We start from the raw sequence: 21,914 nt of genomic DNA on the forward strand, positions 1-21,914 counted from the left end.
ATGTGTGTGGGCGTTCCGGCAAAAGTAATTGAAAAACATGAATTTACGGCAATGGTGGATGTGATGGGTTCGAAGACTACAGTAGGAACAATCTTCATCCCTGAAGTGGAGCTAGGCGATTTTGTCATTGTCCATGCGGGACAGGCAATGTCCATTATTGATGAAGAATACGCAAAACAAAGTGTGGAAGAATGGAGGAGGCTTGTGAATGCTAGAACTCCTTAAGCAATCTTCTGACCCCGCCTTATGCCGGCAACTTGCAGTGGCGGTAAAAGAAAAAGCTCGCGAATTTTACACCCTGTATGGAAGGAAGCCTGCTTTCATGGAGGTGTGCGGATCGCATACCATGGCCCTGGCCAGGTCAGGTGTCAAGCAGGCACTGTTTGAAGATGTCCTCCTTATTTCTGGTCCCGGCTGCCCGGTTTGTGTGACAGATCAAAAGTCGATTGATGCCATGATTGCCCTTTCGGAAGGGGATGACAGGATCATCTGCACATTCGGGGATATGATGAGGGTCCCTGGTTCAAGAAGGACCCTTATGGGTGCACGTACAGAAGGGAAGGATATCAGGGTGATATACTCACCGGTTGATGCGATAAAAATTGCCGAGAGCAATCCTGATAAAGAAGTGATTTTTCTGGGAATAGGCTTTGAAACAACGATTCCAATCCTTTCCCTGCTTATAGGCGAAGCCCATTCAAGATCACTTGACAATTTTTCTGTTTGGATGTCTACGAAACTTGTGGAACCGATTCTGAGGCATTTGCTTCATCTGGGCGAACTGCAGCTGGATGGGTTCCTGCTTCCGGGGCACGTATCGATTGTCCTTGGTGAGGATTCCTATCAATACTTGCCTGAGGAATTCAACATCTCCGGAGTCATTTCAGGATTTGAGCCCGCAGAACTGCTGAGTGGAATCTATAAACTGATTGACCTTGCCATAAAAAACGAGCCGAAAATCATCAATGATCACCCATCGATCGTTACAAAGACAGGAAATGTTGTGGCGCAAAAATGGATGCGAACTTATTTTACCGAGTGCGACGAAGCTTGGCGGGGAATCGGCATTATACCTGGAAGCGGACTGGACTTAAGGCCGGAATTTGAAAAATATAATGCGAAAAAAAGATTCAAGGTTGCAGCTGGAGAACCAAGGAAAACGAAATGCAGATGCGGTGAAGTCATCAGGGGGCTGATTTCTCCGGACGAATGCAGCCTGTTCGGCAAAGCATGTCACCCGATGAATCCGATTGGCCCTTGCATGGTCTCGGCAGAAGGAAGCTGCTCTGCTTATTATCAGTACATGAGGGAGAGTTGAAGATGGAAAAGGTGATCAGCCTTGCCCATGGAGATGGAGGAGAGTCAAGCCATCGATTGATCAAGGAAGTGTTTGTCAAGTCGTTCGGAAACCAAAAGGAAGCTATGTTCGATGCATCGATTCTCGATTTGCCTGGAAATCGAATTTGTATCACGACAGATTCCTTCGTCATAAAACCAATTTTCTTTCCGGGAGGATCGATTGGGAAGCTTGCTGTGGCAGGAACAATAAATGATTTGGCTGTGAGCGGTGCAGTACCGCTCTATCTGACATGCGGATTTGTGATTGAAGAAGGTTTCCCTGTTTCCGATTTGATAAGGATTGTCGAAGATATGGCAGCAGAAGCGGAAAAAACCGGAGTGAAGATCATTGCAGGCGATACTAAGGTAGTAGAACGGGGAAGTGCAGATGGAGTCTATATCAATACGACTGGTATAGGAGCCTATGAAAAAGAAAAAGGGAATAGCCTGGACTTCCGGGAGGGAGACGCTGTCATTGTTTCAGGAACAGTTGGGGACCACGGCATCGCTGTTCTGGCAGCCAGGGGGGATCTTGGTATCCATGTTCCTATAGACAGTGACTGTGCTTCATTGAATCATATGCTTGGGCAACTTTATAAAGAGGTGAAGGGAGTCAGGATTGTTCGCGATCCTACCAGGGGAGGACTTGCTACGACTCTCGTTGAAATCGCTGAAGACTTTTCTTTGTCAATCATATTGAATGAATCCGCGATCCCAATCAAGGAGGAGGTACATGGAATGTGCGACCTCGTGGGCTTCGACCCATTGTATATCGCCAATGAAGGAAAAGCGATCTTGATTGTTGCGAATGAAGAAAAGGAAAAAGTCCTGGAAATCCTGTCTAGGTTTGATGAAGGAAAGGATTCAGCAGTTATCGGGACGGTATCGGGCATGGATAAAGGGCGTCTCTTGCTGGAAACACCACTTGGTTCAAAAAGGCTGCTAGCTCGTCTGAACGGAATGATGCTTCCAAGGATCTGCTGAAAAATAGGAGTTAGACAGATGATAGAATCAGAAAAAAATTTTAAGTTAATCCGCAAACAGACACATTTCGACCTGGATATAGGTTATAATAAAGACAAACGGGTATAAAAGAGGATTGATATTTTGTTATTCAAGAGCCTGGAGTTCAAAAATGTTGTTGGACAGAAGGTTAAAATTGTTGATATTCCTGTATTGGAGGAAGAAAGCAGCTATTATTTCATGATCCAAGTCCGTTTGCAAACGTTCATCACGTCTATTTATAAGGAAAAATGCACAAAGAAATATTATTCCTTTCAAGAGTATTTAAAAAGGGTAATGAAATGGCCTGATTACGAGAAATTATTCAAATCTGCAGAATTGAAAAATAATGCATGATATCCCATTGCTAAGCGCCTTTTAGGCGCTTTTGTTCTGGATTCGGGACCTAAATCTTTGATTCAGGCCTATCTGTTTGTCGTTTGAAAGCCGTTTAGGGAAAGAATGGATGAATGGCCTTTCCCCGGGTTTGACTAGGAATGCATTATGATAGCCAGTTGCCTGGCGCTTTTTTGTAGAAAGTTTCCATGACAGTAAATGTTTCAAATTCCAAATAGGAACATGTATAATGGTAATGAGTGTTTTTTGATAGGATGTGAATATTATGGGCAAAATTAAGATTGTGACTGATTCAACTTGTGATTTGAATGATGATGTGATAAAAAGGCATGGCATTGTTGTTGTGCCTTTATCAATCTCAATTAATGGGGAAAATTATTTGGACAGGGTGGATATTACTCCTGCGGAATTCATTGAAAAGATGAAAGCCTCACATGAATTGCCAAAAAGTTCCCAGCCCCCTGCTGGCGAGTTCCTGAAGGTATACGACGAGCTCGGCGAACAGGGATATGAAGTTATTTCAATACATATGACAGGCGGGATGAGTGGAACTGTCGGATCAGCTGAAAGTGCAGCACAGATGACGAAAACGAAAGTTAAGGTCATCGATTCCAGGTTTATTTCGAAAGCACTTGCTTTCCAGGTCCTTGAAGCAGCAGAGATGGCGGCACAAGGGAAAACCGTTGAAGAAATAACCGATCGCCTTGATACGATTCGTGAACAAACCAGGCTATTCGTTGTGGTAGATACCCTTGAAAACTTGGTCAAAGGTGGAAGGATTGGAAAAGGAAGGGCCATGATTGGTTCTTTATTGAACATTAAACCGATTGCTTCACTTGAGGGCGGTGTCTATACTCCTGTTTCGAAAGCCAGGAGCCATTCCCAGGTTGTAAAATATTTGAATAATCAGTTCGCACAAGATGTGAAAGGGAAAGTGATCAAGGGCATCGGCCTAGTCCATGCTGAAGGATTGGAGCTTGCTTCGAGATTGAAAGAAGCGATAAAGGAATCGATTGGCTATGAAAGGATCGAGATTGAGGATACCACTCCTATTATCAGTACACATACTGGAGTAGGAGCAATAGGCTTCATGTATTATTTCGAATGAAAAACCTGGATTCCAGGTTTTTTTTTATCTCTCGCCTGCGTAAATAATTGCGGGCTATGACCGAAAAGTCCCGCTTGGCTATTTTTACATAATAAACAGGAATTATCATGGAATCCGTCGAATACTCTCAGTAATTTCGTAAAAGAATGGATTGTGAAAATTCATTATGAAGCAGAAACTTGAAAACATGCCTTTATTTAACAAGCTGTTCATTTTTTCTTTTATGATTGCGATATTGGTAGTTGTTTCGATTATTGGAAGCAGTTTTTATCTCCAATCAAAACAGCTGAAAAGCCAGATTACAGAAAGGGCACAAGGCGTTGCCACCCTTTGGTCCGCTACGATCTCCCCTGAAGATATCCATCATTCCGCCAAGCTCAGGCAGCTGGACCATCCATCGATGGTAAGGCTAGTCGAGCGCCTGACGATGGTGAATGAAAGGAACTCCTCGCTCCTTAATGGTTTTCTGGTATTGCCTGAAGAGTACCCTGGCGGGAAGGTCTTTGTGCTTGCAGCGGCAGATAGTTATCAGCTAGAGTCATTTAAATCACTGGTGTATTATAAAGCAGGCGAAGAGTTTTTGACGGCTTTTAATCAGGCAAAAGGAAAAGGCACTTTCCAAAGTACGGACATTTACAAGGATCAGTACGGCACTTGGATCACCACCTTCGAACCAATCATTGATGAAAAGGGAGAAATCGCTGCGATACTTGGAATCGATGCGGATGCGTCGATGCTCAGGAAGAATCAATCCGAAATGTTATTTATACTGTTGATGGAAATGGCAGTGATTATTTTAGGAGTGTATTTTGTCTTGAATTGGGGGTTGAAAAGAGGCCTTAAACCGGTAAATGATATGTTTTTCGGAATCAAGGAAATCAGCACTGGCAATTTCAGCGTCCGCTTGCCTGTCGAGGACCAATCGGAGCTTGGGCAGCTGAGTGACCGTTTTAATGAAATGGCTGAGCAGCTTTCACAGCTGTTTGAGAGGGTATCCGCTGCTTCCAGGCAATTAGGGCAAACAGCAATTCCAGTGAGTGAATCCATGCCGCTGGAGGAAGCAATCGATCGGATGGAGGATATTTTTCAAAAAGCAAAACTCCAGCAAGAACTTCAGCGGGCGGAGAAAATGAATGCGATTGGCCAGCTTGCAGCATCAGTCGCACATGAGATCAGGAATCCTATGACGGTGGTAAAAGGATTCCTGCAAATATTCCTTGCAAAGGATTTGCCAGACGAAGAACGAATGTACATTAAATTGATGATAGAAGAGCTTAATAGAGCAGAGACAATTATCAATGACTATTTGAGCCTGGCAAAACCCGATATTGGAAAGCTCGAAGTCATTGAAAGCAGGGATCTGGCAGAAAAAGTGATGGATTTAATGGTGTCTTATGCCATGTTATCCAAGAACATTTCCATACATACTGAAATAAAGGATGATATCAAAGTCAAAGGGAACAAGAATGAACTCAAGCAGGTGCTTATCAATATCCTCAAAAATGGCATCGAAGCCATGAACGATGGCGGCAGACTAACATTGATCATTGAAAAGCAGGAGGAATTCGGCGTATTCAGAGTGATTGACACAGGAATAGGAATGACTGATGAGGAATTGACCAGGCTCGGCACTGCATTCTATTCTTTGAAGGAGCGGGGCACCGGTATGGGGCTGATGGTCTGTTATCAAATTGTCGAACGAATGAAGGGGCATATTAAGGTCACAAGCAAAAAAGGAGTGGGGACAACCTTTGAAATATTCGTCCCAATCATGTCCGAACCCAGGACGAAATAGCCTGATGCAAAAAAGATTGTTTGCTTTTTCACCGTTTTCCCCTAGCTTTTCCTTCCTTCTATCAAAAACGTTTGCTAGAATGAGGGATGATAGTAATAAGGACTGAAGGTGAGCAGATGAAAAAAGTATATTTGTTTCTCTTGATTGGAGTTTCCATTTTATTGGCCTCTGGATGCGGAAACAAGATTGAAGGGGCTAAAAACTATCCAATTGAAGAATTTAAGTTTACAAGCCATGAGGGGAAACAGTTCGGCACAAAGGATCTGGAGGGCAAGATATGGATTGCGGATTTCGTCTTCACGAATTGCGCGGATGTTTGTCCCCCAATGACTGCAAATATGTTGAAACTTCAGGACAAAGTGAAAGAGGAAGGCTTGAAGGATGTCGAATTCGTATCTTTCAGTGTCGATCCGGAAGTAGATGATCCCGAGACGCTGGCCGCGTATGGGAAACAATTCAATGTGGATTTTGCAAATTGGACGTTCCTGACAGGTTATAGCCAGGAAGACATTGAAACGTTCGCAAAGGAAAACTTCAAGACAATCGTCAAAAAACCTCAAGAAGGAGACCAGGTAATCCACGGCACCGATTTCTATCTTGTTGATCAGGATTCTAAAATGGTGAAGTATTATACCGGACTCAAAGAAGTACCGTTTGATGAAATCATTAAGGATATAAAAGCTCTTCAATAGACCGCGTCAGTGGTCTATTTTTTTTCAATATACTATAATATTCAAGCGAACTTTTTATCCAAATCAGCATTTACGTGAAAAATGGACTAATTTTTACAGGCAGGTGAATCGAAAGTATGAGGAAACTCACCTTACTTTGTTTATTGCTGGCAGTTTTTTTGGTATCCTGTGCCCCGTTTGACAGCAAGGAGAATGGGAAATTTAATAGAATAAAGGAAACTGGCATGGAAGTGAAGGAATCGTTCCCCCGTTCTTTTTTTCCGAAAGATATTAACGTTGTTGCGGCAGGTGATTCATTGACACAGGGTGTAGGCGACAGCACGGATTCCGGAGGATATATCCCATACCTGAAAGCACAGCTTGAAGATGAGCAATCCATAAAAAAAGCGCATTTTGAAAATTTTGGTGTGAGGGGAAACAGGACTGAGCAGCTTCAGGAAAGACTTGAGGGCAAAAAATTCAAATCTTCCATCAGGCAGGCGGATTTGATTATTTTGACGATTGGCGGAAATGATTTGATGAAAGTCGTAAGAGAAAATTTCTCGGGGCTTGAACTTGATCAGTTTCAATCAGAGCAGTTGGTTTTTAAAGAAAAGCTGCAAGCAATCTTTATGACGATCCGGAACGAGAACCCTGAAGCCCCTATTGTACTGATCGGCCTTTATAATCCATTTTACCATTGGTTTTCAGATGTTGAGGAAATGAATCAAATCATCAATGAATGGAATCAACAAAGCAGGACATTGGTTAGGCAGGATGGCAATGCCTATTTTGTCGACATCCATGACATCTTCCTGAATAATGAGGAGAACTTGCTGTATTCTGATTATTTCCATCCGAACGACAGAGGTTATCAGCTGATCGCTGACAGGGTATTTGATATGCTCGACACGAGCGTCCTGCATTCTTTAGGGGAATAAATAGAGGAGCAAGGAAAGAGGAGTTAGATGAATTTATGAAAAATTATTGGAAAGTCGGTTTCTTTATTTTGCTGGGCTTGGTGGCGGCTGGTATCATTGGAATCTTTGTCCTCGCTGCAGCGCCAGTTGATGATTCAAAACTGCAAAAGTCAAAGAAGGCTTCAATAGCAGATGATGTCGCTTTTGAAGTAAAGACGAACAAGCGTGATTTAAACAGGGTCATCAATCATTATCTGGAAGAGGAGGCCAAGGGAAGCAACATGGATTACGATGTATTGCTGACGGATGAAGTCGAGCTATATGGGACAATGCCTTTTTTCAGCGATGAACTGGAATTAAAGCTGGCGTTTGAACCAGAAGCATTGGAAAATGGAGATATGGTCCTGAAACAAAGGTCCATCTCAGTTGGGCGGTTAAGGCTTCCTGTGTCAACTGTGCTTAAATTTGTCCAAAAAGGATATAATCTTCCAGATGCCGTGAATATTCAGCCTGAAGAAGAACTTGTATATATTACAATGGATAATCTTAAGTTGAAGAGTGACATCAAAGTCCGCGTCAATCAAGTGGATTTAAAGAAGGACAACATCCGATTCACTATATACGCACCTGCAGATTAATCATTCTTTTTTTCATGATAAAGCCGGCCTGGTTCATCCCCCAGGGCGGCTTTTTTCTTTCATTGTAGCGAGCCATGATAAGAAAGGAAAGAACCGCACCTTCTTCAATATTGATTTTACTCCGGCAATAGTATGGCCTCCAGTGGCCTTTTCCCTTCGACTGTGCCTACAGCAAAAATAGTATAGGCAATGTTCGGCTGCAACTTGAGTTCAGGAATCACCAGGATGGCCTCGTCCGTTCCAGATGTCCTTGCTTCAAGCGAAACTGTCATCGGCATCATTCCAAGATAGCCAGTCGCCTGCCTGAATGAAACGTCAGGAAAAATGACATCCCTGTCTTTAACAGCAAGATCAACCGCTGGAGCATCCGGACAGAGGTGGATGAACCTAGCCTTTGTTTCCCCAGCAGGAGTATAAGGTTGATCACTGAATGTAAGGAGTCGTAACTTTGGGGAGATTCCTATAACAGCAGAAGTGTATATTTTGCCTGGGGCTACAGTGATTTTCTTACTGATGACCGTTGATACGGACTGTCCGGCTGGGTATATATCAATCTGATATCGTCCAGGAGGGAGCTGCATATGGCTGCAGCTGTTTTTGTAGTCGAAGTCCCTCAGTACCCTGCTTCCATTGATATAAATATCGACTTTATCCACATCAGGAGAAGCATGAAGGAACCTTAGCCTCGCTTCCCCGCTTCCAGGTCTTGTAATGGGATGTCCGTCATGCATAAACTGGATAGCCTTTCTAAGATTCCTTAGGTGTTTGTGATAATACTTGACATGCAAATTTGGATCCTGGTATTTATAATAGTCTGCAAGCAAGGAATACATGGCCGCTTTATGGAAGTAGTCATCCCCGGTTCTAAAAGTAGTCATCCCTCTCACTCCTATATAATTCTGGTTATCCTCCTTAAAATATGCAGTTTAGGCATGTCATGTGTGGAAAGTGTAAAGTTGATTCAGAATTTTGTTTACAATTATGCCGTGTTACCATATACTGAACATATTCATTCGAAAGGCAGGTGGCGTGCAATGAAAAAAGTGACTGTAATATTTAAGTTGGTGATTAACGATTGCACAGCCCATCAGCATTTGGCGGATTTTTGATATCCTGTCCCTTTTTATATGCTTACCAACCATGGGCTGTGTTGCCTATGGTTTTTATTTGTGTTAAACCAGTTGCTGCCGACAGTGCTGATTAGCCCGGAAAGCTGGGGCAACAGTTCGCGAAATGAACTGGTGAATGCTGGTTCAATGTCCTCGGCATAAGGCGGGCAAAAACAATTCGACAGCCACGTTTAACACTGATCCTTATTTTTAGGGATTAAGCATATGGAGGGAAAAAAGAAAGATGAAGAACCTTGAAAAGATCGGACTTACCAAGGAGCTAAAGAGTCATTTCAATGAATATCGAAAAAAAGGGCTCTCCCTTGGCAGGGTTGCCCTTGAACATAAAAAGTCATTCAGAGTCTGGCTCGAGAAAGGCGACTATTTGTGTACACTTGCCGGAAAGTTCACATTTGGTGCTTCAGTACGGGAAGACCTTCCGGCCGTTGGCGATTGGGTAGCAGTTAAAACATTCCCCGGGGAGCCTCTAGGGACGATCCAGGCGATATTGCCGCGAAAGAGTAAGTTTTCCCGCAAAACAGCCGGACTGGTTATAGAAGAGCAGATTGTTGCATCCAATGTGGATACAGTTTTTCTTATCAGCTCTTTAAATGATGATTTGAATTTGCGCAGGATTGAACGTTATTTGCTCCTCGCATGGGAAAGTGGTGCGAATCCTGTAGTTGTTCTTAGTAAGTCGGATTTGGTACCTTCCACGGTGGATACGAAAATCAGTGAGGTTTCAAGTGTCGCTCTTGGAGTGCCGGTCATCGCTGTAAGTGTGTACGATCAAACTGGAATGGAGGAATTAAGCAAATACCTCATACCTGGCAAGACAATTGCCTTGATAGGTTCCTCTGGAGTTGGAAAATCAAGCCTGGTAAATTACCTTGCGGGTTATGAAAAACAGCAAGTGAAGGATATACGCGAAAACGACCATAAAGGCAAGCATACGACTACCCATCGGGAACTGATCCAGCTTGAAGGCGAAGCATTGTTGATTGATACTCCGGGAATGAGGGAAATTCAGCTATGGACGGGAGAAGAAGGTGTAAGTGAAAGCTTTCCGGATATTGAAGAGTATGCCTGTGCTTGCAAATTCAGGGATTGCAGGCATGTTAACGAACCAGGCTGCGCAGTCAGGAAAGCGATCAGCGAAGGAATTCTTGATGAGAAGAGACTGAATAACTACAACAAACTGCTGAAAGAGTTAGCTTTTATCAATAGGAAAATTGACAGCAAGTCACAGGCAGATATGAAGCGGACCTGGAAAAACACCAATAAAGAGTTGCGCCGAAAAGCAAAATTCAAGGGGAAATAGTTTTTCCGTAGAAGAGGTTGACGTGCCTGGCGATCATGGCGCGGCATTGAATGATTAAGATATAACTTGGAAAAGACACGACCTGAGATTATCGGATACGCAGTTTTTCACGCAGACATCACAGTGTAAATGATTAAGGATGCAAAAGATATTGAAACTAATAGAATAATTTAATTGAGTATACTATTCCGAAGCTTGTTTTGAATCATCTTTTTTCAAAACAAGCTTTTGCTTTTGTCCAAATTTTATGTTCCAGGAACCCTGATCTGCCTTCTCGATGGGATTTTTGCTTTAAAAGTTATACAATAGGGAATAAGTATGCAGGTGAGGTGTTGAATATGGAAAACAAAAAACTGGAGCTTGCTACATTTGCAGGCGGATGTTTCTGGTGCATGGTAAAACCATTCGATGAACAGCCAGGGATTGAAAAGGTTGTATCAGGCTATACAGGAGGGTCAACAGTGAACCCTACATATGAGCAAGTATGCAGCGATACAACAGGCCATTACGAGGCAGTACAGATTACCTTCGATCCTGCTGTTTTCCCATATAAGAAATTGCTTGAACTCTTTTGGCAGCAGATTGATCCCACTGACCCTGACGGCCAATTTTTTGATCGTGGAACATCTTATCGGACCGCGATATTCTACCATTCGGAAGAACAGCGGATGGAAGCCGAGACTTCAAGAAGGGCGCTTGAAGAAAGCGGCAGATTCGACAGGCCGATTGTGACGGAAATATTGGAAGCCAGGACTTTCTATCCTGCAGAAGATTATCACCAGAATTTTTACAAGAGAAATCCAAAAAGGTACAATGCTTATCATAAAGGTTCTGGCAGGGGAAACTTTATCAGGCTGCATTGGGGGGGGATTGACGATGAAAAAGGACGATGAGGTATTGAAAAGAAGATTGACCCCGATTCAATATGAAGTGACTCGGAACAACGGAACAGAGCCGCCGTTCCGGAACGAATATTGGAATGAATCGAGGGAAGGCATATATGTGGATATTGTATCAGGAAAGCCGTTATTCAGCTCTCTTGATAAATATGATGCAGGGTGCGGCTGGCCTAGCTTCACGAAGTCAATTGATGAAGAGGAAATCATTGAAAAGCAGGATTTAAGCCATTTCATGGTCCGAACGGAAGTAAGGAGCAAAACAGCTGATTCACATCTCGGCCATGTATTCGACGACGGACCGGGGGAATCAGGGCTGCGATACTGCATCAATTCCGCAGCACTAAGGTTCATACCGAAGGAAAAGTTATCCGAAGAAGGATATGGACAATATCTAAAGTTTTTCGAGGATTAATTCCTAGTAAATAAAGAAAGGATGATAGAAATGTTCAAGAAATTATTTGGGAAAAAAGAAGAACCAGTCAAGAATGTAAAAATGCTCTCTCCGATAACAGGTAACGCTGTTTCTCTGGATCAAGTACCTGACCCTGTATTTTCTGAAAAAATGATGGGTGACGGTATTGCCATCGAGCCCTCTGAGGGAGTAGTCGTTTCCCCGGTCGATGGTGAAATTTTGCAGGTATTCCCTACAAAACATGCTGTTGGGATCAAAGCCAAGAATGGCGCGGAAATTTTGATTCATATTGGTCTTGAGACAGTGTCCCTGAAAGGTGAGGGGTTTGAGACCCACGTAAAACAAGGGGATACTGTTTCAGCAGGGGACAAGCTGGTGACATTCGATTTGAATGTCATCGGTGAAAAGGCGAAGAGCACGATTACACCAGTGATCATTACAAATACGGATCAGGCTGCTTCACTTGAAAAGTTAGCTGAAGGAAGAGTTGAAGCAGGAAAGACACCTTTGCTGGAAGTAATCTTTGATTGATCTTGATTATATTGCAAACAGCCGCTGTGAGTCAGCGGCTGTTTCCGTTGATATAGGTATTTTTCTTTGTTGCCATGCCGCCAGATAGGATGAACTTCATTGCATCCTCAGCTTTGACATCGATCATCTCCACTTGTTCTTTTGGGATCAAAAAAGTAAAGCCGGCCACCTGGAAGGTTTGCGGGATATAGACAGCGATATGGTGTGTCAATGGCTCATAAAAGGACTCCAGGCTTTCAGAGGTTATGAAACCGAGGCTCTTCATGTTGGTGCCTGGAATCGTAACAAGGGCTACCTTCGAGAAGGATTTCTTTTCTCCAAGAAAAGAATGAACCGTGTCTTTGATGACTGAATAAATCGTCTTGACAAATGGGATTTTTTCGAGAAAACGATCAACCAGCCTGATCAGGCTCCCTATAATGAACCGTGTAGAAAGCCAGCCAAGAACGGTTATTAGGACTAATGTGGCAGCAAGTCCAATACCCGGAATATAACTTTCCTTTAGATGTGGCTTTAGGACATTGCCAAGCAAGCTATCCAAAAAAATAAACGTTTTATAGATGACAAAGATGACAAGGATAATCGGGACAATCGTAAGTACCCCATTAACGAAATTTTTCAATAGGCTCTTCATTGGTAACTCCTATTCTTAATGTTATGGGAGTAACATACACTGTTTTAACCCGGATATCAATAAAATTTTATGATTGCAAGCCTTTAACTGTCCTCAGCAACAATAATCGAGGAGATTTGAATCGTTGATCGCTGTGATACATTTCTCGCTGACACTTCCTTGATTGTTTCGAATCTGACGGTATGCCGGGTGTCTTCAAGGCCGCTTGTGATATACAGATACCTTTCCCGTTCGAATGGCCACCAGGTAGATACGGACCTTACATATTCGCCATCTATGTATACATTCATCATTCCGCCTTCTTCACTCCTGATCGTTTTGATCCCCAGAAGGGGGCCGGAAAATTCGAACTCCAGAATTTCCCCGGGCCGGTCGCTTATATAAATCCCTCTCTTCAGCTGGAAGCCTTCTGTTCTCGAAGGCTTACCTTTGTCAGTAAGAAGAAAAGATTGATTTTTGAATAACGGTTTTGGAAACTGGGCGATTCTTGATCGTTTTTCAATATTCTTTTTCAACATTTCAAAAATGGAATATGCATACAATTGATACCCGTTGCCGTTTGGATGGACCATGTCGGAAGTCAGCTGCTCGGTCAACATGCCAGATTCCTTGAATGGGATTCTCATATCCAAATATTTTGCCCCATAATGGATCGAAAGTCTTTTAATTGAGTCAGCATAGGGTTCTTGCCTCAGGGGGCTTTCAATAATGGTCACAAGTTCAGCGTCAGGGTGCAGCTCTTTTGCATTCCTGATCAGTTTTTCATAAAAAAAAGCAAACTTCTCGGGATCCATATATTTCCTGTCATTTTCCCCGAAAACGATGAAAATCAAATCCATACTCCGAGTCATATGTGTATGCTGTAATTTGTATATTCCTTCGAATGCTGTCGCCCCACTTTGAACAATCGACTGCCTTCTCCCATTTGAACGATATTCTTCTTCAATGATGGCTTCCAGCTGATTGAACCAGCGCATTTCTTTTTCCTCAGCACCTGAACCTCTGCCAATACTATCACCGATGATTAAATAATTGTAGGAATCACCTTCAGCAATCTTTTCATAAATATTCAAATTTTTTGAGTCAAAATGCTTGGCTTGATAGATGAGTATAAAGATGATCGCAGTGCCTGCAAGGATGAAAAACATCTTCCATTTTGTAAACAAAGCCATTGATTGAATTCCTCCATACGTTTTGGAAACAGAATATATTTACCCTAAAATCAAGAATAAACGCGTCCTTTCTACTATTTTGCCATATTTTGAAAGATTTTGCTTTCTACTTCAATGGTTTTCTTATCTGGTAATAAAAATTTCAAAGGATAAACTTTGAATATGATCTGGGGATAGTGTTCAAGGGAGTGCAGTAAACGGTTGGTTGAGACCCCACATTGATCGAGGCTTTGGAACAACCATGAAGAAAAGTTTTCAGGTTGCAGACAGTCAAATACCTAAACATTCCGCCACATTGCTGGTGCCAATGTTTTGTCTGTAAGATCGTGGAACCACATTAACATAATGAACTGCAGATTCCAATTCAAACTAGGCTAAAGCACAAACGGGTCAAGTACCCATTTCATAACTTAAAGGGAAAGGAATTCAAAAATAAATGAGGAGTGGATTGAATGTACCGTTACGATAATGCCCCTTTACCAGTTCAAGGAGTCCAAAGCATGCCGGTGGAAGGCACTTTCTGTCCGGTAAGCTGCGGTATGCCTTATGGTGGCTACCCATATCCTGGGGTTGCTGGTCTAGGCTGCGGATATGGCGGATACCCTTATGCAGGGGTTGCAGGTTACGGATGCGGATATGGAGGCTCATTTGCCTTGATAGTCGTACTGTTCATTTTGCTGATTATCATTGGCGCCTGCTGCGGAGGTTTCTGCTGACAAGTGGAAAGCTGGAATAAAAGTAAATTAAATGGTGCCGGCTGCTGCCGGTACCCTTTTTGTTGCTTAGGAAATGATAAAATTTCTCGATTTGTGGATAAAATGTTTGTATAAACTTTGAAGAGAAATGGAAATGACTAATTCTAGCAGCGGAATAATCAAACGTATATTTAAAGATCATTATGATGGATTTTAGAAGATGCATTCATGATTTTTTCCAGAATCTTTTCGTGAAGATATATAAGAAACGGTAGAAAAAGCGATAAGGTCGGGTGCTCGTGACTTGAGATATGAGTGTCACGGCAGTGAAGTTTTTATTTGTTTTACATGTAAGAGTCGTTTTTACCACAAATGTGGAAAGAAATATACGGATGATTGGTCAGAAAAGCAACAGGAAATGATTTTTAATGTCCCCCATCGTCACATGGTTTTTACAATTCCTAGGGAATCAAGAAAGGTATTATTTTAATGATTGGAAAGGCTGAAAGTGAATCAGCCGAGGTTTTTTATGATTGGATTTAAAGGAGATGGCTGCAATTTTCCATCCAAAAACGATAATCTCCTGATCTTATGCCGTAATCTCCCAATCTGAGCTCATAATCTCCCGATGGCATCCCTTAATCTCCCGATTGAGAACGATAATCTCCTAATCAGCACAAATAATCTCCCGTTTCCTCAATTTTTTACAAAAGAGAGCCGGCATAAAGAATGCCGGCCCCACACATTTCCATAGAGGATCTCGATTATTCTTGAACAAGGTTATTCTCGCTGTGCGTTTTTCTCTGATAGAATGAAACTATCGAAATTGGAGAGGCGGGGAGAATATGTTTGCAACAAAATTGGCGCCAGGGGATGAAATCCGAGTGATTGCCCCTTCCACCAGTATGGTAATATTGAAGGACGCGCAAATTGAACTGGCAGTCCAAAGGCTGACCAATCTTGGTTTTAAGGTGACATTCGGAAACAATGCGGTTGCGCATGATGAATTTTTCAGCTCATCAATCGATGAGAGGATCGAAGATTTGCACAACGCCTTCGCCGATTCGAATGTAAAAGGAATCCTGAGTGCGATTGGCGGCTATAATTCAAACCAGCTGTTAAAATACATAGACTATGACTTGATTTCCTCAAACCCAAAAGTGTTTTGCGGGTACAGTGATATAACGGCCATTCAACTGGCTATCTATCAAAAAACGGGTCTGGTCACGTATTCAGGCCCCCACTTTTCAAGCTTTGGCATGAAACATGGTCTTGATTATACGATGGAGTCATTCCTGGATGCAGTCACCAATGATGCTCCATATGAAATCAATCCATCAGCTGCCTGGTCGGATGACGCGTGGTACCTTGACCAGGAAAATAGGACATTCCATGATCAATCCGGCTATCTGATCCTGCAAGAGGGGACTGCTGAAGGAAAAATAATCGGCGGAAATCTTTGCACAATGAACTTGCTCCAGGGAACCCAATATATGCCATCTTTGAAGGATGCGATATTGGTGATCGAGGATGATGAGGAGAGCCATTCACGGAGTTTTGACCGCGATTTGCAGTCCCTGCTCCATCTCCCGGATTCCGGGGGCATCAAAGCGTTATTGATCGGCAGATTCCAGGAAAGGTCGAATATTACCGAAGAAGCCCTTAAGAAAATCATTTTTGCCAAGGAAGAACTTAAAGGGATCCCGATTATAGCGAATATCAATTTTGGGCATGTCCAGCCTTTCGCAACTGTCCCAATCGGGTCAAGGGCAACCGTGAGAGCGAATAGGGGAGAAACTGAAATCGTTATCGAGCAAAAGGAATAGTTTCACTTATTTGAAAAGACACTTTTTTGGGTGTCTTTTTTCTTTTTTAATTTCTTTAAGAAAGATTTGTCCATCCATTTCATACAATTTACAGAAAGTCCAAACATTTTTTCTAAAGCAATGGAATGGAGTGAAAATATGAAGCCGTCCTACTTGATCAAGCCTGCTTTAGATGAAACCTACCCTGAAGTAGACTATGGCAAGGGAAGCTATCTCTTTGACAAGGAAGGAAAGGAGTACCTTGATGCTTCATCGGGTGCTGTGACAGCGAACATCGGGCATGGGGCTTTAGAAATCATCAATGCGATGCATGAACAAGCGCAAAAGGTTTCGTTCGTTTACAGGTCGCAATTCACTAGCGATTCGGCCGAGCAACTGGCCCGGAAAATCGCCAGTCTCCTTCCAGGGGATCTGAATTGGAGCTTCTTCGTGAACAGCGGGTCAGAGGCAACTGAAACAGCGCTCAAAATAGCCATCCAGTACTGGCAGGAAAAAGGAATCAATTCAAAAACAAAAATCCTTTCAAGATGGATCAGCTATCACGGAATCACTTTAGGGGCGCTTTCGATGTCAGGACATCCAGGAAGAAGAGCAAGATTTGTCCCGCTGCTCGAAGAGTTTCCTGTGATTTCTCCCCCATACTGTTATCGCTGCCCATACAACAGTTCCCCTTCTGATTGTGGGTTCTTATGTGCATGGGAACTTGAACAAGCCATTAAAAGAATTGGCGCTGACCACATTGCTGCCTTCATAGCCGAACCGGTAATCGGTGCTGCGGGAGCTGCCATTGCACCGCCAGATGGTTACTATAAAACAATCAAGGAGATTTGCGAAGAATATGACATTCTCTTTATCGCGGATGAAGTGATGACCGGATTTGGGCGGACCGGAAAGATGCTTGCCTGTGAACACTATGAAGTGATTCCGGATATTGTTGCGCTTGGCAAGGGGATGGGGGCCGGATATGCGCCAATTGCGGCAGCTGTTGCCAGCGACAGAATCATTGAAACGATCCGCAATGGCTCGAAAATTATCATGAGCGGCCATACCTTAAGTGCAAATCCTCAATCCTGCTCGGCCTCGCTCGCTGTCCTTGAATTTATTGAAAAAAGACAGTTGCTTCAGGAAGTAGACACAAAAGCACTTTACCTAAAGGATAAGCTCGAGAAACTGAAGTCAAAATTTCCTTTCATTGGGGAGATTCGAGGGAAAGGGTTGCTGATTGGTATGGAGTTTGTCAAGCACCCTGGGACAAAGCAGGCCTTTGGACGGAATGTTAAATTGACGGACAGGCTTGTCAAAATAGGGAGGGAAAAAGGAATCCTCCTTTATCCTGCCGGCGCAGGGCTGGATGGGACATCGGGCGATGCAATCATCATAGCGCCACCCCTGACCATTTCAATGAAGGAAATCGATGATTTGGCTTGCCGCCTTAAGGATGTCTTTTCAGAGGCATACAAAACGCTTGGAATGGCTTTAGGGAAAGAGGGTGAATGATGTGGGCAATCCGTTCGGGAAAGTTGCCGGACTAGAAGAGGCGCTTGAGCGGTTTTATGATGGCATGACCCTTATGTTCGGAGGGTTTGGAGGAGTGGGCTCCCCGCCATCACTCATTGAGGGCATACTGGCTAAAAACATAAGAAATATGACTCTTATCGGAAATGATACTGGTTTTCCTGAAATCGGGATTGGAAAACTCGTCAGCAGGGGAAGAGCAAAAAAAGTAATCGCCTCACATATTGGCTCTAATCCGGTCGCCGGGGACTTGATGACACTAGGGAAACTTGAAGTGGAATTTTCGCCTCAGGGGACATTGACGGAAAGAATCCGGGCAGGCGGGATGGGACTGGGAGGCGTTTTGACGGATGTGGGTGCTGACCATGAACTTGTTTCAAAAGGAAAAGAAAAGCTGAAATTGGACGGCAAAGAATATCTTGTAGAAACAGCTTTGACTGCAGAGGTTTCGATTGTCCTTGCCAAAAAGGCAGACACTTATGGAAACCTGGTTTTTGATAAAAGTGCCCGGAACACGAATCCACTGGTGGCGATGGCGGGAACCTACACGATCGCGGAGGCGGAAGAGATTGTTCCGCTTGGCAGCCTGGATCCGGAAGAAATCATTACACCTGGCATATTTGTCGACATGGTGATTCCTTCTGAGGGGGTGAATTGGAAATGGGCATGGGAGTAGACACCAGGAATAGAATGGCCAGACGGGCTGCAGAAGAGATAACAACAGGTATGGCTGTAAATCTGGGAATCGGGATTCCTTCACTCATCCCGAATCATCTCATGGGCAATATGGAAGTCATGTTCCATGCAGAGAATGGTATTTTAGGCATGGGAGCATCACCCTTAAAAGGAATGGAAGATGAAAATCTTTGCAATGCAGGCGGATTTCCAGTCACAGTCTTACCTGGTGCCTCCTACTGCGATAGTTCGATGGCGTTTGGAATGATCCGCAAAGGGCGGATTGACCTCACTGTTCTTGGGGCGCTGCAGGTGAGCAAGGAAGGGGATCTTGCTAACTGGATCGTGCCCGGGAAAAAGGTTCCGGGTATAGGGGGAGCGATGGAGCTTGCTCAAAAGGCAAGGAAGGTTATTGTGCTGATGAACCATACGGATAAAGCAGGAAAGCCGAAGCTTGTCGATAAATGCAGTCTTCCGCTGACGGCAGCAAACTGTGTGGATGTTCTTATTACAGATTTGGCAGTCTTCAAGATTGATAATAGGTCTCTGAGACTAACTGAGATTTTTGCCCCACACTCCGTTTCCGACATTGTGGGGAGAACAGGGTGTGTCTTTGACATTGCCAGTAACATTCGGGTCATCGAATACTAAAAGGAGCTGAAAATCGTGATTGCTGCTGATAGAATCGTGCGGAACTATATCCTTGAAAATAGGATAAAAGGGACACGCCTGCTGCAGAAGCTGGTTCAGGAGGCTAGTACAAGGGGGAAGGAAAGCGGCGCACAGGCTGTCATCATCGAGAAATGCCGTGAACTTGGACTGCAGATGGATATTTGGGAGATTGGGGATGAGCAATTAAGGGATCATCCAGCCTTTTGCTCCGATCGGGCTGACTTCTCAGGGAACCCGAATGTGATTGGCATCCTCAAAGGGAGCGGAACCGGTAAATCGATGATTCTCAATGGGCACATCGATGTTGTGCCTGTGGGAAACTTGAATGACTGGGACCATGATCCATTCAGCGGTCATATTGAGAATGGAAGGCTGTATGGAAGAGGTTCTACCGATATGAAGGGTGGAACAGCAGCGATGCTGATGGCTATCGAAGCTATAAAGAACTCAGGGATAACACTCAAAGGAGACATCATTTTTGAGAGTGTCATCGAAGAAGAGAGCGGTGGGGCAGGCACTCTTGCCTCGGTCCTTAGAGGTTATAAAGCAGATGGCGCCATCATCCCAGAACCGACGAATTTAAAAATCTTTCCCAAACAACAAGGGTCCATGTGGTTCAGGATCTCAATCAAAGGAAAAGGCGCTCATGGAGGCACCAGGTATGAAGGAATCAACGCAATTGAAAAAGCAATGCCAATCATTGATCGCCTTTTAAAGCTGGAAATGGACAGGAATAGTAAAATTTCCGATCCATTCTTCGATAAGGTTCCAATACCAATTCCCATTAATATCGGAAAATTCCAGGGGGGGGATTGGCCATCTTCTGTACCCGATTTGGCCATCATTGAAGGAAGGATGGGGGTTGCTCCGGACGAAGAGATGGAAAGTGCCAAAGAAGAAATGGAAAAAGCGGTCATGGAAGCTAGCATCGCCGATCCGTGGTTAAGGGAAAATAAACCTTTGGTTGAATGGTTCGGAGCGAGATGGCTTCCAGGGAACCTAGATCCCGGACATGAGCTGGTAGATATTCTAACAGACAGTTTCATTGACATAAAGAATAGCCAGCCGCTGATTGAAGCTTCTCCATGGGCAACCGATGGAGGAATCCTGTCAAAAACAGGACAGGTGCCTGTGGTGGTGTTTGGTCCGGGCATAACCGAACGAGCCCACCAGGCGAATGAATATATCAGGCTCGAGGATGTTTTTGACGCAGCCGAAATCATTGCGCTCACCCTTTTGAAATGGTGTGGGATAGAAAAAATGAAAGGGGATAAGTAAATGGGAGATATAAAGCTCACTACAGAAGTGCCAGGTCCAAAGGCAAGAATGTTACTTAAAAGAAAAGAAAATAATGTTCCCGTTGGACCGTTCAATACAATCAAAACGTTCGCAGTCAAAGGCGAAGGAGCCTTGTTGACGGATGTGGATGGAAATACGTTCATTGACTTCGCCGGTGCGATCGGGACGCTGAACGTCGGCCATTGTCCCACTCCTGTAGTCAACGCGCTTCATGAGCAGATCGACCGCTATCTCCATCCATGCTTCCATGTCATGATGTATGAGCCGTATATCGAGCTGGCAGAAAAGCTGAATGGCATGACGCCTGGGAAACATCAAAAAAAAACATTCTTCCTGAACAGTGGAGCCGAAGCGGTAGAAAACGCGATCAAAATAGCCAGAAAGTATACTGGGAGAAAAGGGATCATTTCCTTTGAAAGAGGATTCCATGGACGGACATACATGGCAATGTCATTGACGAGTAAAGTCAAACCGTATAAATACCAATTTGGACCGTTTGCACCTGAAACTTATAAATGGCCATATCCCGATTATTCTTTGGAAAGACGGGGTTCAAATCAGGAACTGGATGAATATCTTTTGAAAAAGTTTGAAACATTTTTCTTGAATGAAGTGCCTCCAGAAGAAATCGCAGCGATCATTATGGAACCTGTCCAGGGGGAAGGAGGGTTCATCATCCCTTCGGCAGACTTTGTTCAAGGGGTTAAAAAACTATCTGAGCAGCACGGGATCCTGTTCATTGCCGATGAAATCCAGACTGGATTCGGAAGGACAGGGAAAATGTTTGCTATGGAGCATTTCGGTGTGGTTCCGGACATGATGACCATGTCAAAATCGATTGCTGCCGGGCTGCCAATCAGCGCAGTGACGGGAAGGGCGGAAATCATGGACTCCGCATCCGCGGGAGAAATCGGCGGGACATATGGCGGAAGCCCTCTCGGTTGTGTAGCAGCCCTTGAAGTCGTTAAAATGATAGAAGAGCAGAAACTTCTTGAAAAAGCGGAAGCCTTCGGCAGTGCTTTTCAAGCAAGATTCTGTCCTTTGGCGAACCGTTTAAGTCAAATTGGCGATGTCCGCTCGCTTGGAGCCATGTGCGCCATTGAGTTCGTCCAGGCTGGAAATGAACGAATGCCAAACCCGCAAATTGTCAAGGAGATCCTTGCAAAAACACATCAGCGAGGCTTGATTTTGATGAGTGCTGGACTTTATGGGAATGTCATAAGGCTTTTGGCCCCACTTGTGATTACCGATGAACAGAGGGAGGAAGGCTTTGATGTCCTTGAAGCAGCCATCATTGAATCATGCTCTCAATAGGAGGTCATAGA

General features: G+C 43.8%; 22 protein-coding genes and 2 pseudogenes. 21 read left to right on the plus strand and 3 right to left on the minus strand.

Annotation, left to right across the window (positions count from 1 at the left end; translation table 11 throughout):
* The 9 genes from JJQ88_RS07210 (at position 1) to JJQ88_RS07250 (ending at position 7,829) form a co-directional block, all read left to right on the plus strand.
* Entirely contained in the window at positions 1 to 225 is a 225-nt protein-coding gene (locus tag JJQ88_RS07210) for a HypC/HybG/HupF family hydrogenase formation chaperone (RefSeq protein ID WP_210365066.1), read from the plus strand.
* Positions 209 to 1,318, plus strand: a complete 1,110-nt coding sequence (hypD, locus tag JJQ88_RS07215) for a hydrogenase formation protein HypD (protein ID WP_210365067.1) — start codon at positions 209 to 211, stop codon at positions 1,316 to 1,318. The genes JJQ88_RS07210 and hypD overlap by 17 nt, the downstream gene beginning before the upstream one ends.
* 2 nt (positions 1,319 to 1,320) lie before the next feature.
* Positions 1,321 to 2,322, plus strand: coding sequence for a hydrogenase expression/formation protein HypE (gene hypE / locus JJQ88_RS07220; protein WP_210365068.1), 1,002 nt, complete (start codon positions 1,321 to 1,323; stop codon positions 2,320 to 2,322).
* A gap of 123 nt (positions 2,323 to 2,445) precedes the next feature.
* Positions 2,446 to 2,697 (plus strand): DUF2535 family protein, encoded by a 252-nt coding sequence (locus JJQ88_RS07225; protein WP_210365069.1) that lies wholly within the window; start codon positions 2,446 to 2,448, stop codon positions 2,695 to 2,697.
* Positions 2,698 to 2,962: 265 nt separating this feature from the next.
* A complete protein-coding gene (locus tag JJQ88_RS07230) occupies positions 2,963 to 3,805 on the plus strand; it encodes a DegV family protein (protein WP_210365070.1) in 843 nt (280 codons plus the stop codon).
* A 166-nt stretch (positions 3,806 to 3,971) separates the two neighbouring features.
* The gene (locus JJQ88_RS07235) at positions 3,972 to 5,600 is read left to right on the plus strand and encodes a sensor histidine kinase (RefSeq protein WP_210365071.1); all 1,629 of its coding nucleotides are present in this window, start codon (positions 3,972 to 3,974) and stop codon (positions 5,598 to 5,600) included.
* A gap of 116 nt (positions 5,601 to 5,716) precedes the next feature.
* A complete protein-coding gene (locus JJQ88_RS07240; RefSeq protein WP_210365072.1) occupies positions 5,717 to 6,292 on the plus strand; it encodes an SCO family protein in 576 nt (191 codons plus the stop codon).
* 116 nt (positions 6,293 to 6,408) lie between these two features.
* Positions 6,409 to 7,212, plus strand: a complete 804-nt coding sequence (locus tag JJQ88_RS07245; protein ID WP_210365073.1) for an SGNH/GDSL hydrolase family protein — start codon at positions 6,409 to 6,411, stop codon at positions 7,210 to 7,212.
* A 35-nt stretch (positions 7,213 to 7,247) separates the two neighbouring features.
* On the plus strand, positions 7,248 to 7,829 hold the full coding sequence (locus JJQ88_RS07250) for a YpmS family protein (protein WP_210365074.1): 582 nt from the start codon (positions 7,248 to 7,250) through the stop codon (positions 7,827 to 7,829).
* A gap of 116 nt (positions 7,830 to 7,945) precedes the next feature.
* Here JJQ88_RS07250 and JJQ88_RS07255 read toward each other — a convergent pair whose 3' ends face one another.
* Complete coding sequence (locus tag JJQ88_RS07255) at positions 7,946 to 8,707, minus strand: DUF4397 domain-containing protein (protein ID WP_210365075.1); 762 nt, start codon at positions 8,705 to 8,707, stop codon at positions 7,946 to 7,948.
* 475 nt (positions 8,708 to 9,182) lie between these two features.
* On the opposite strand from JJQ88_RS07255, the gene rsgA reads away from it, so the two are divergent.
* The 4 genes from rsgA to JJQ88_RS07275 all read left to right on the plus strand — a co-directional run bounded on the left by rsgA (position 9,183) and on the right by JJQ88_RS07275 (position 12,101).
* Complete coding sequence (rsgA, locus tag JJQ88_RS07260) at positions 9,183 to 10,259, plus strand: ribosome small subunit-dependent GTPase A (protein ID WP_210365076.1); 1,077 nt, start codon at positions 9,183 to 9,185, stop codon at positions 10,257 to 10,259.
* 338 nt (positions 10,260 to 10,597) lie between these two features.
* Complete coding sequence (msrA, locus tag JJQ88_RS07265) at positions 10,598 to 11,152, plus strand: peptide-methionine (S)-S-oxide reductase MsrA (RefSeq protein ID WP_210365077.1); 555 nt, start codon at positions 10,598 to 10,600, stop codon at positions 11,150 to 11,152.
* A complete protein-coding gene (msrB, locus tag JJQ88_RS07270; protein ID WP_210365078.1) occupies positions 11,136 to 11,570 on the plus strand; it encodes a peptide-methionine (R)-S-oxide reductase MsrB in 435 nt (144 codons plus the stop codon). The genes msrA and msrB overlap by 17 nt, the downstream gene beginning before the upstream one ends.
* A gap of 30 nt (positions 11,571 to 11,600) precedes the next feature.
* Complete coding sequence (locus JJQ88_RS07275; protein ID WP_210365079.1) at positions 11,601 to 12,101, plus strand: PTS sugar transporter subunit IIA; 501 nt, start codon at positions 11,601 to 11,603, stop codon at positions 12,099 to 12,101.
* 31 nt (positions 12,102 to 12,132) lie between these two features.
* Here the strand turns inward: JJQ88_RS07275 and JJQ88_RS07280 are convergent, their stop codons facing one another.
* Together JJQ88_RS07280 and JJQ88_RS07285 are read right to left on the minus strand one after the other, a co-directional pair.
* A complete protein-coding gene (locus JJQ88_RS07280) occupies positions 12,133 to 12,735 on the minus strand; it encodes a DUF502 domain-containing protein (protein ID WP_210365080.1) in 603 nt (200 codons plus the stop codon).
* An 83-nt stretch (positions 12,736 to 12,818) separates the two neighbouring features.
* Complete coding sequence (locus JJQ88_RS07285; RefSeq protein ID WP_210365081.1) at positions 12,819 to 13,907, minus strand: SGNH/GDSL hydrolase family protein; 1,089 nt, start codon at positions 13,905 to 13,907, stop codon at positions 12,819 to 12,821.
* 614 nt (positions 13,908 to 14,521) lie between these two features.
* Here JJQ88_RS07285 and JJQ88_RS21810 point away from each other — a divergent pair.
* From JJQ88_RS21810 to gabT, 8 genes and pseudogenes are all read left to right on the plus strand, one after another.
* Positions 14,522 to 14,623 (plus strand): annotated as a pseudogene (locus JJQ88_RS21810) (YjcZ family sporulation protein); the annotation flags it as partial.
* 133 nt (positions 14,624 to 14,756) lie between these two features.
* A pseudogene (locus JJQ88_RS21815) lies at positions 14,757 to 15,089 on the plus strand (transposase zinc-binding domain-containing protein); the annotation flags it as partial.
* A 358-nt stretch (positions 15,090 to 15,447) separates the two neighbouring features.
* Entirely contained in the window at positions 15,448 to 16,428 is a 981-nt protein-coding gene (locus tag JJQ88_RS07300; protein ID WP_210365083.1) for a S66 family peptidase, read from the plus strand.
* A gap of 138 nt (positions 16,429 to 16,566) precedes the next feature.
* Positions 16,567 to 17,925 (plus strand): aspartate aminotransferase family protein, encoded by a 1,359-nt coding sequence (locus tag JJQ88_RS07305; protein ID WP_210365084.1) that lies wholly within the window; start codon positions 16,567 to 16,569, stop codon positions 17,923 to 17,925.
* Positions 17,918 to 18,619, plus strand: a complete 702-nt coding sequence (locus JJQ88_RS07310; RefSeq protein WP_210365085.1) for a CoA transferase subunit A — start codon at positions 17,918 to 17,920, stop codon at positions 18,617 to 18,619. The genes JJQ88_RS07305 and JJQ88_RS07310 overlap by 8 nt, the downstream gene beginning before the upstream one ends.
* Positions 18,604 to 19,269: a 3-oxoacid CoA-transferase subunit B gene (locus tag JJQ88_RS07315; protein ID WP_210365086.1), complete on the plus strand. Its 666-nt coding sequence runs from the start codon at positions 18,604 to 18,606 to the stop codon at positions 19,267 to 19,269. Before JJQ88_RS07310 ends, JJQ88_RS07315 begins: the two co-directional genes overlap by 16 nt.
* Positions 19,270 to 19,287: 18 nt before the next feature.
* A complete protein-coding gene (locus tag JJQ88_RS07320; RefSeq protein ID WP_481748285.1) occupies positions 19,288 to 20,568 on the plus strand; it encodes a peptidase in 1,281 nt (426 codons plus the stop codon).
* Complete coding sequence (gene gabT / locus JJQ88_RS07325) at positions 20,569 to 21,903, plus strand: 4-aminobutyrate--2-oxoglutarate transaminase (RefSeq protein ID WP_210365088.1); 1,335 nt, start codon at positions 20,569 to 20,571, stop codon at positions 21,901 to 21,903.
* Positions 21,904 to 21,914: the final 11 nt, after the last annotated feature.

This window comes from Bacillus sp. REN3, assembly GCF_017912555.1.
GTDB lineage: Bacteria > Bacillota > Bacilli > Bacillales > Cytobacillaceae > Mesobacillus.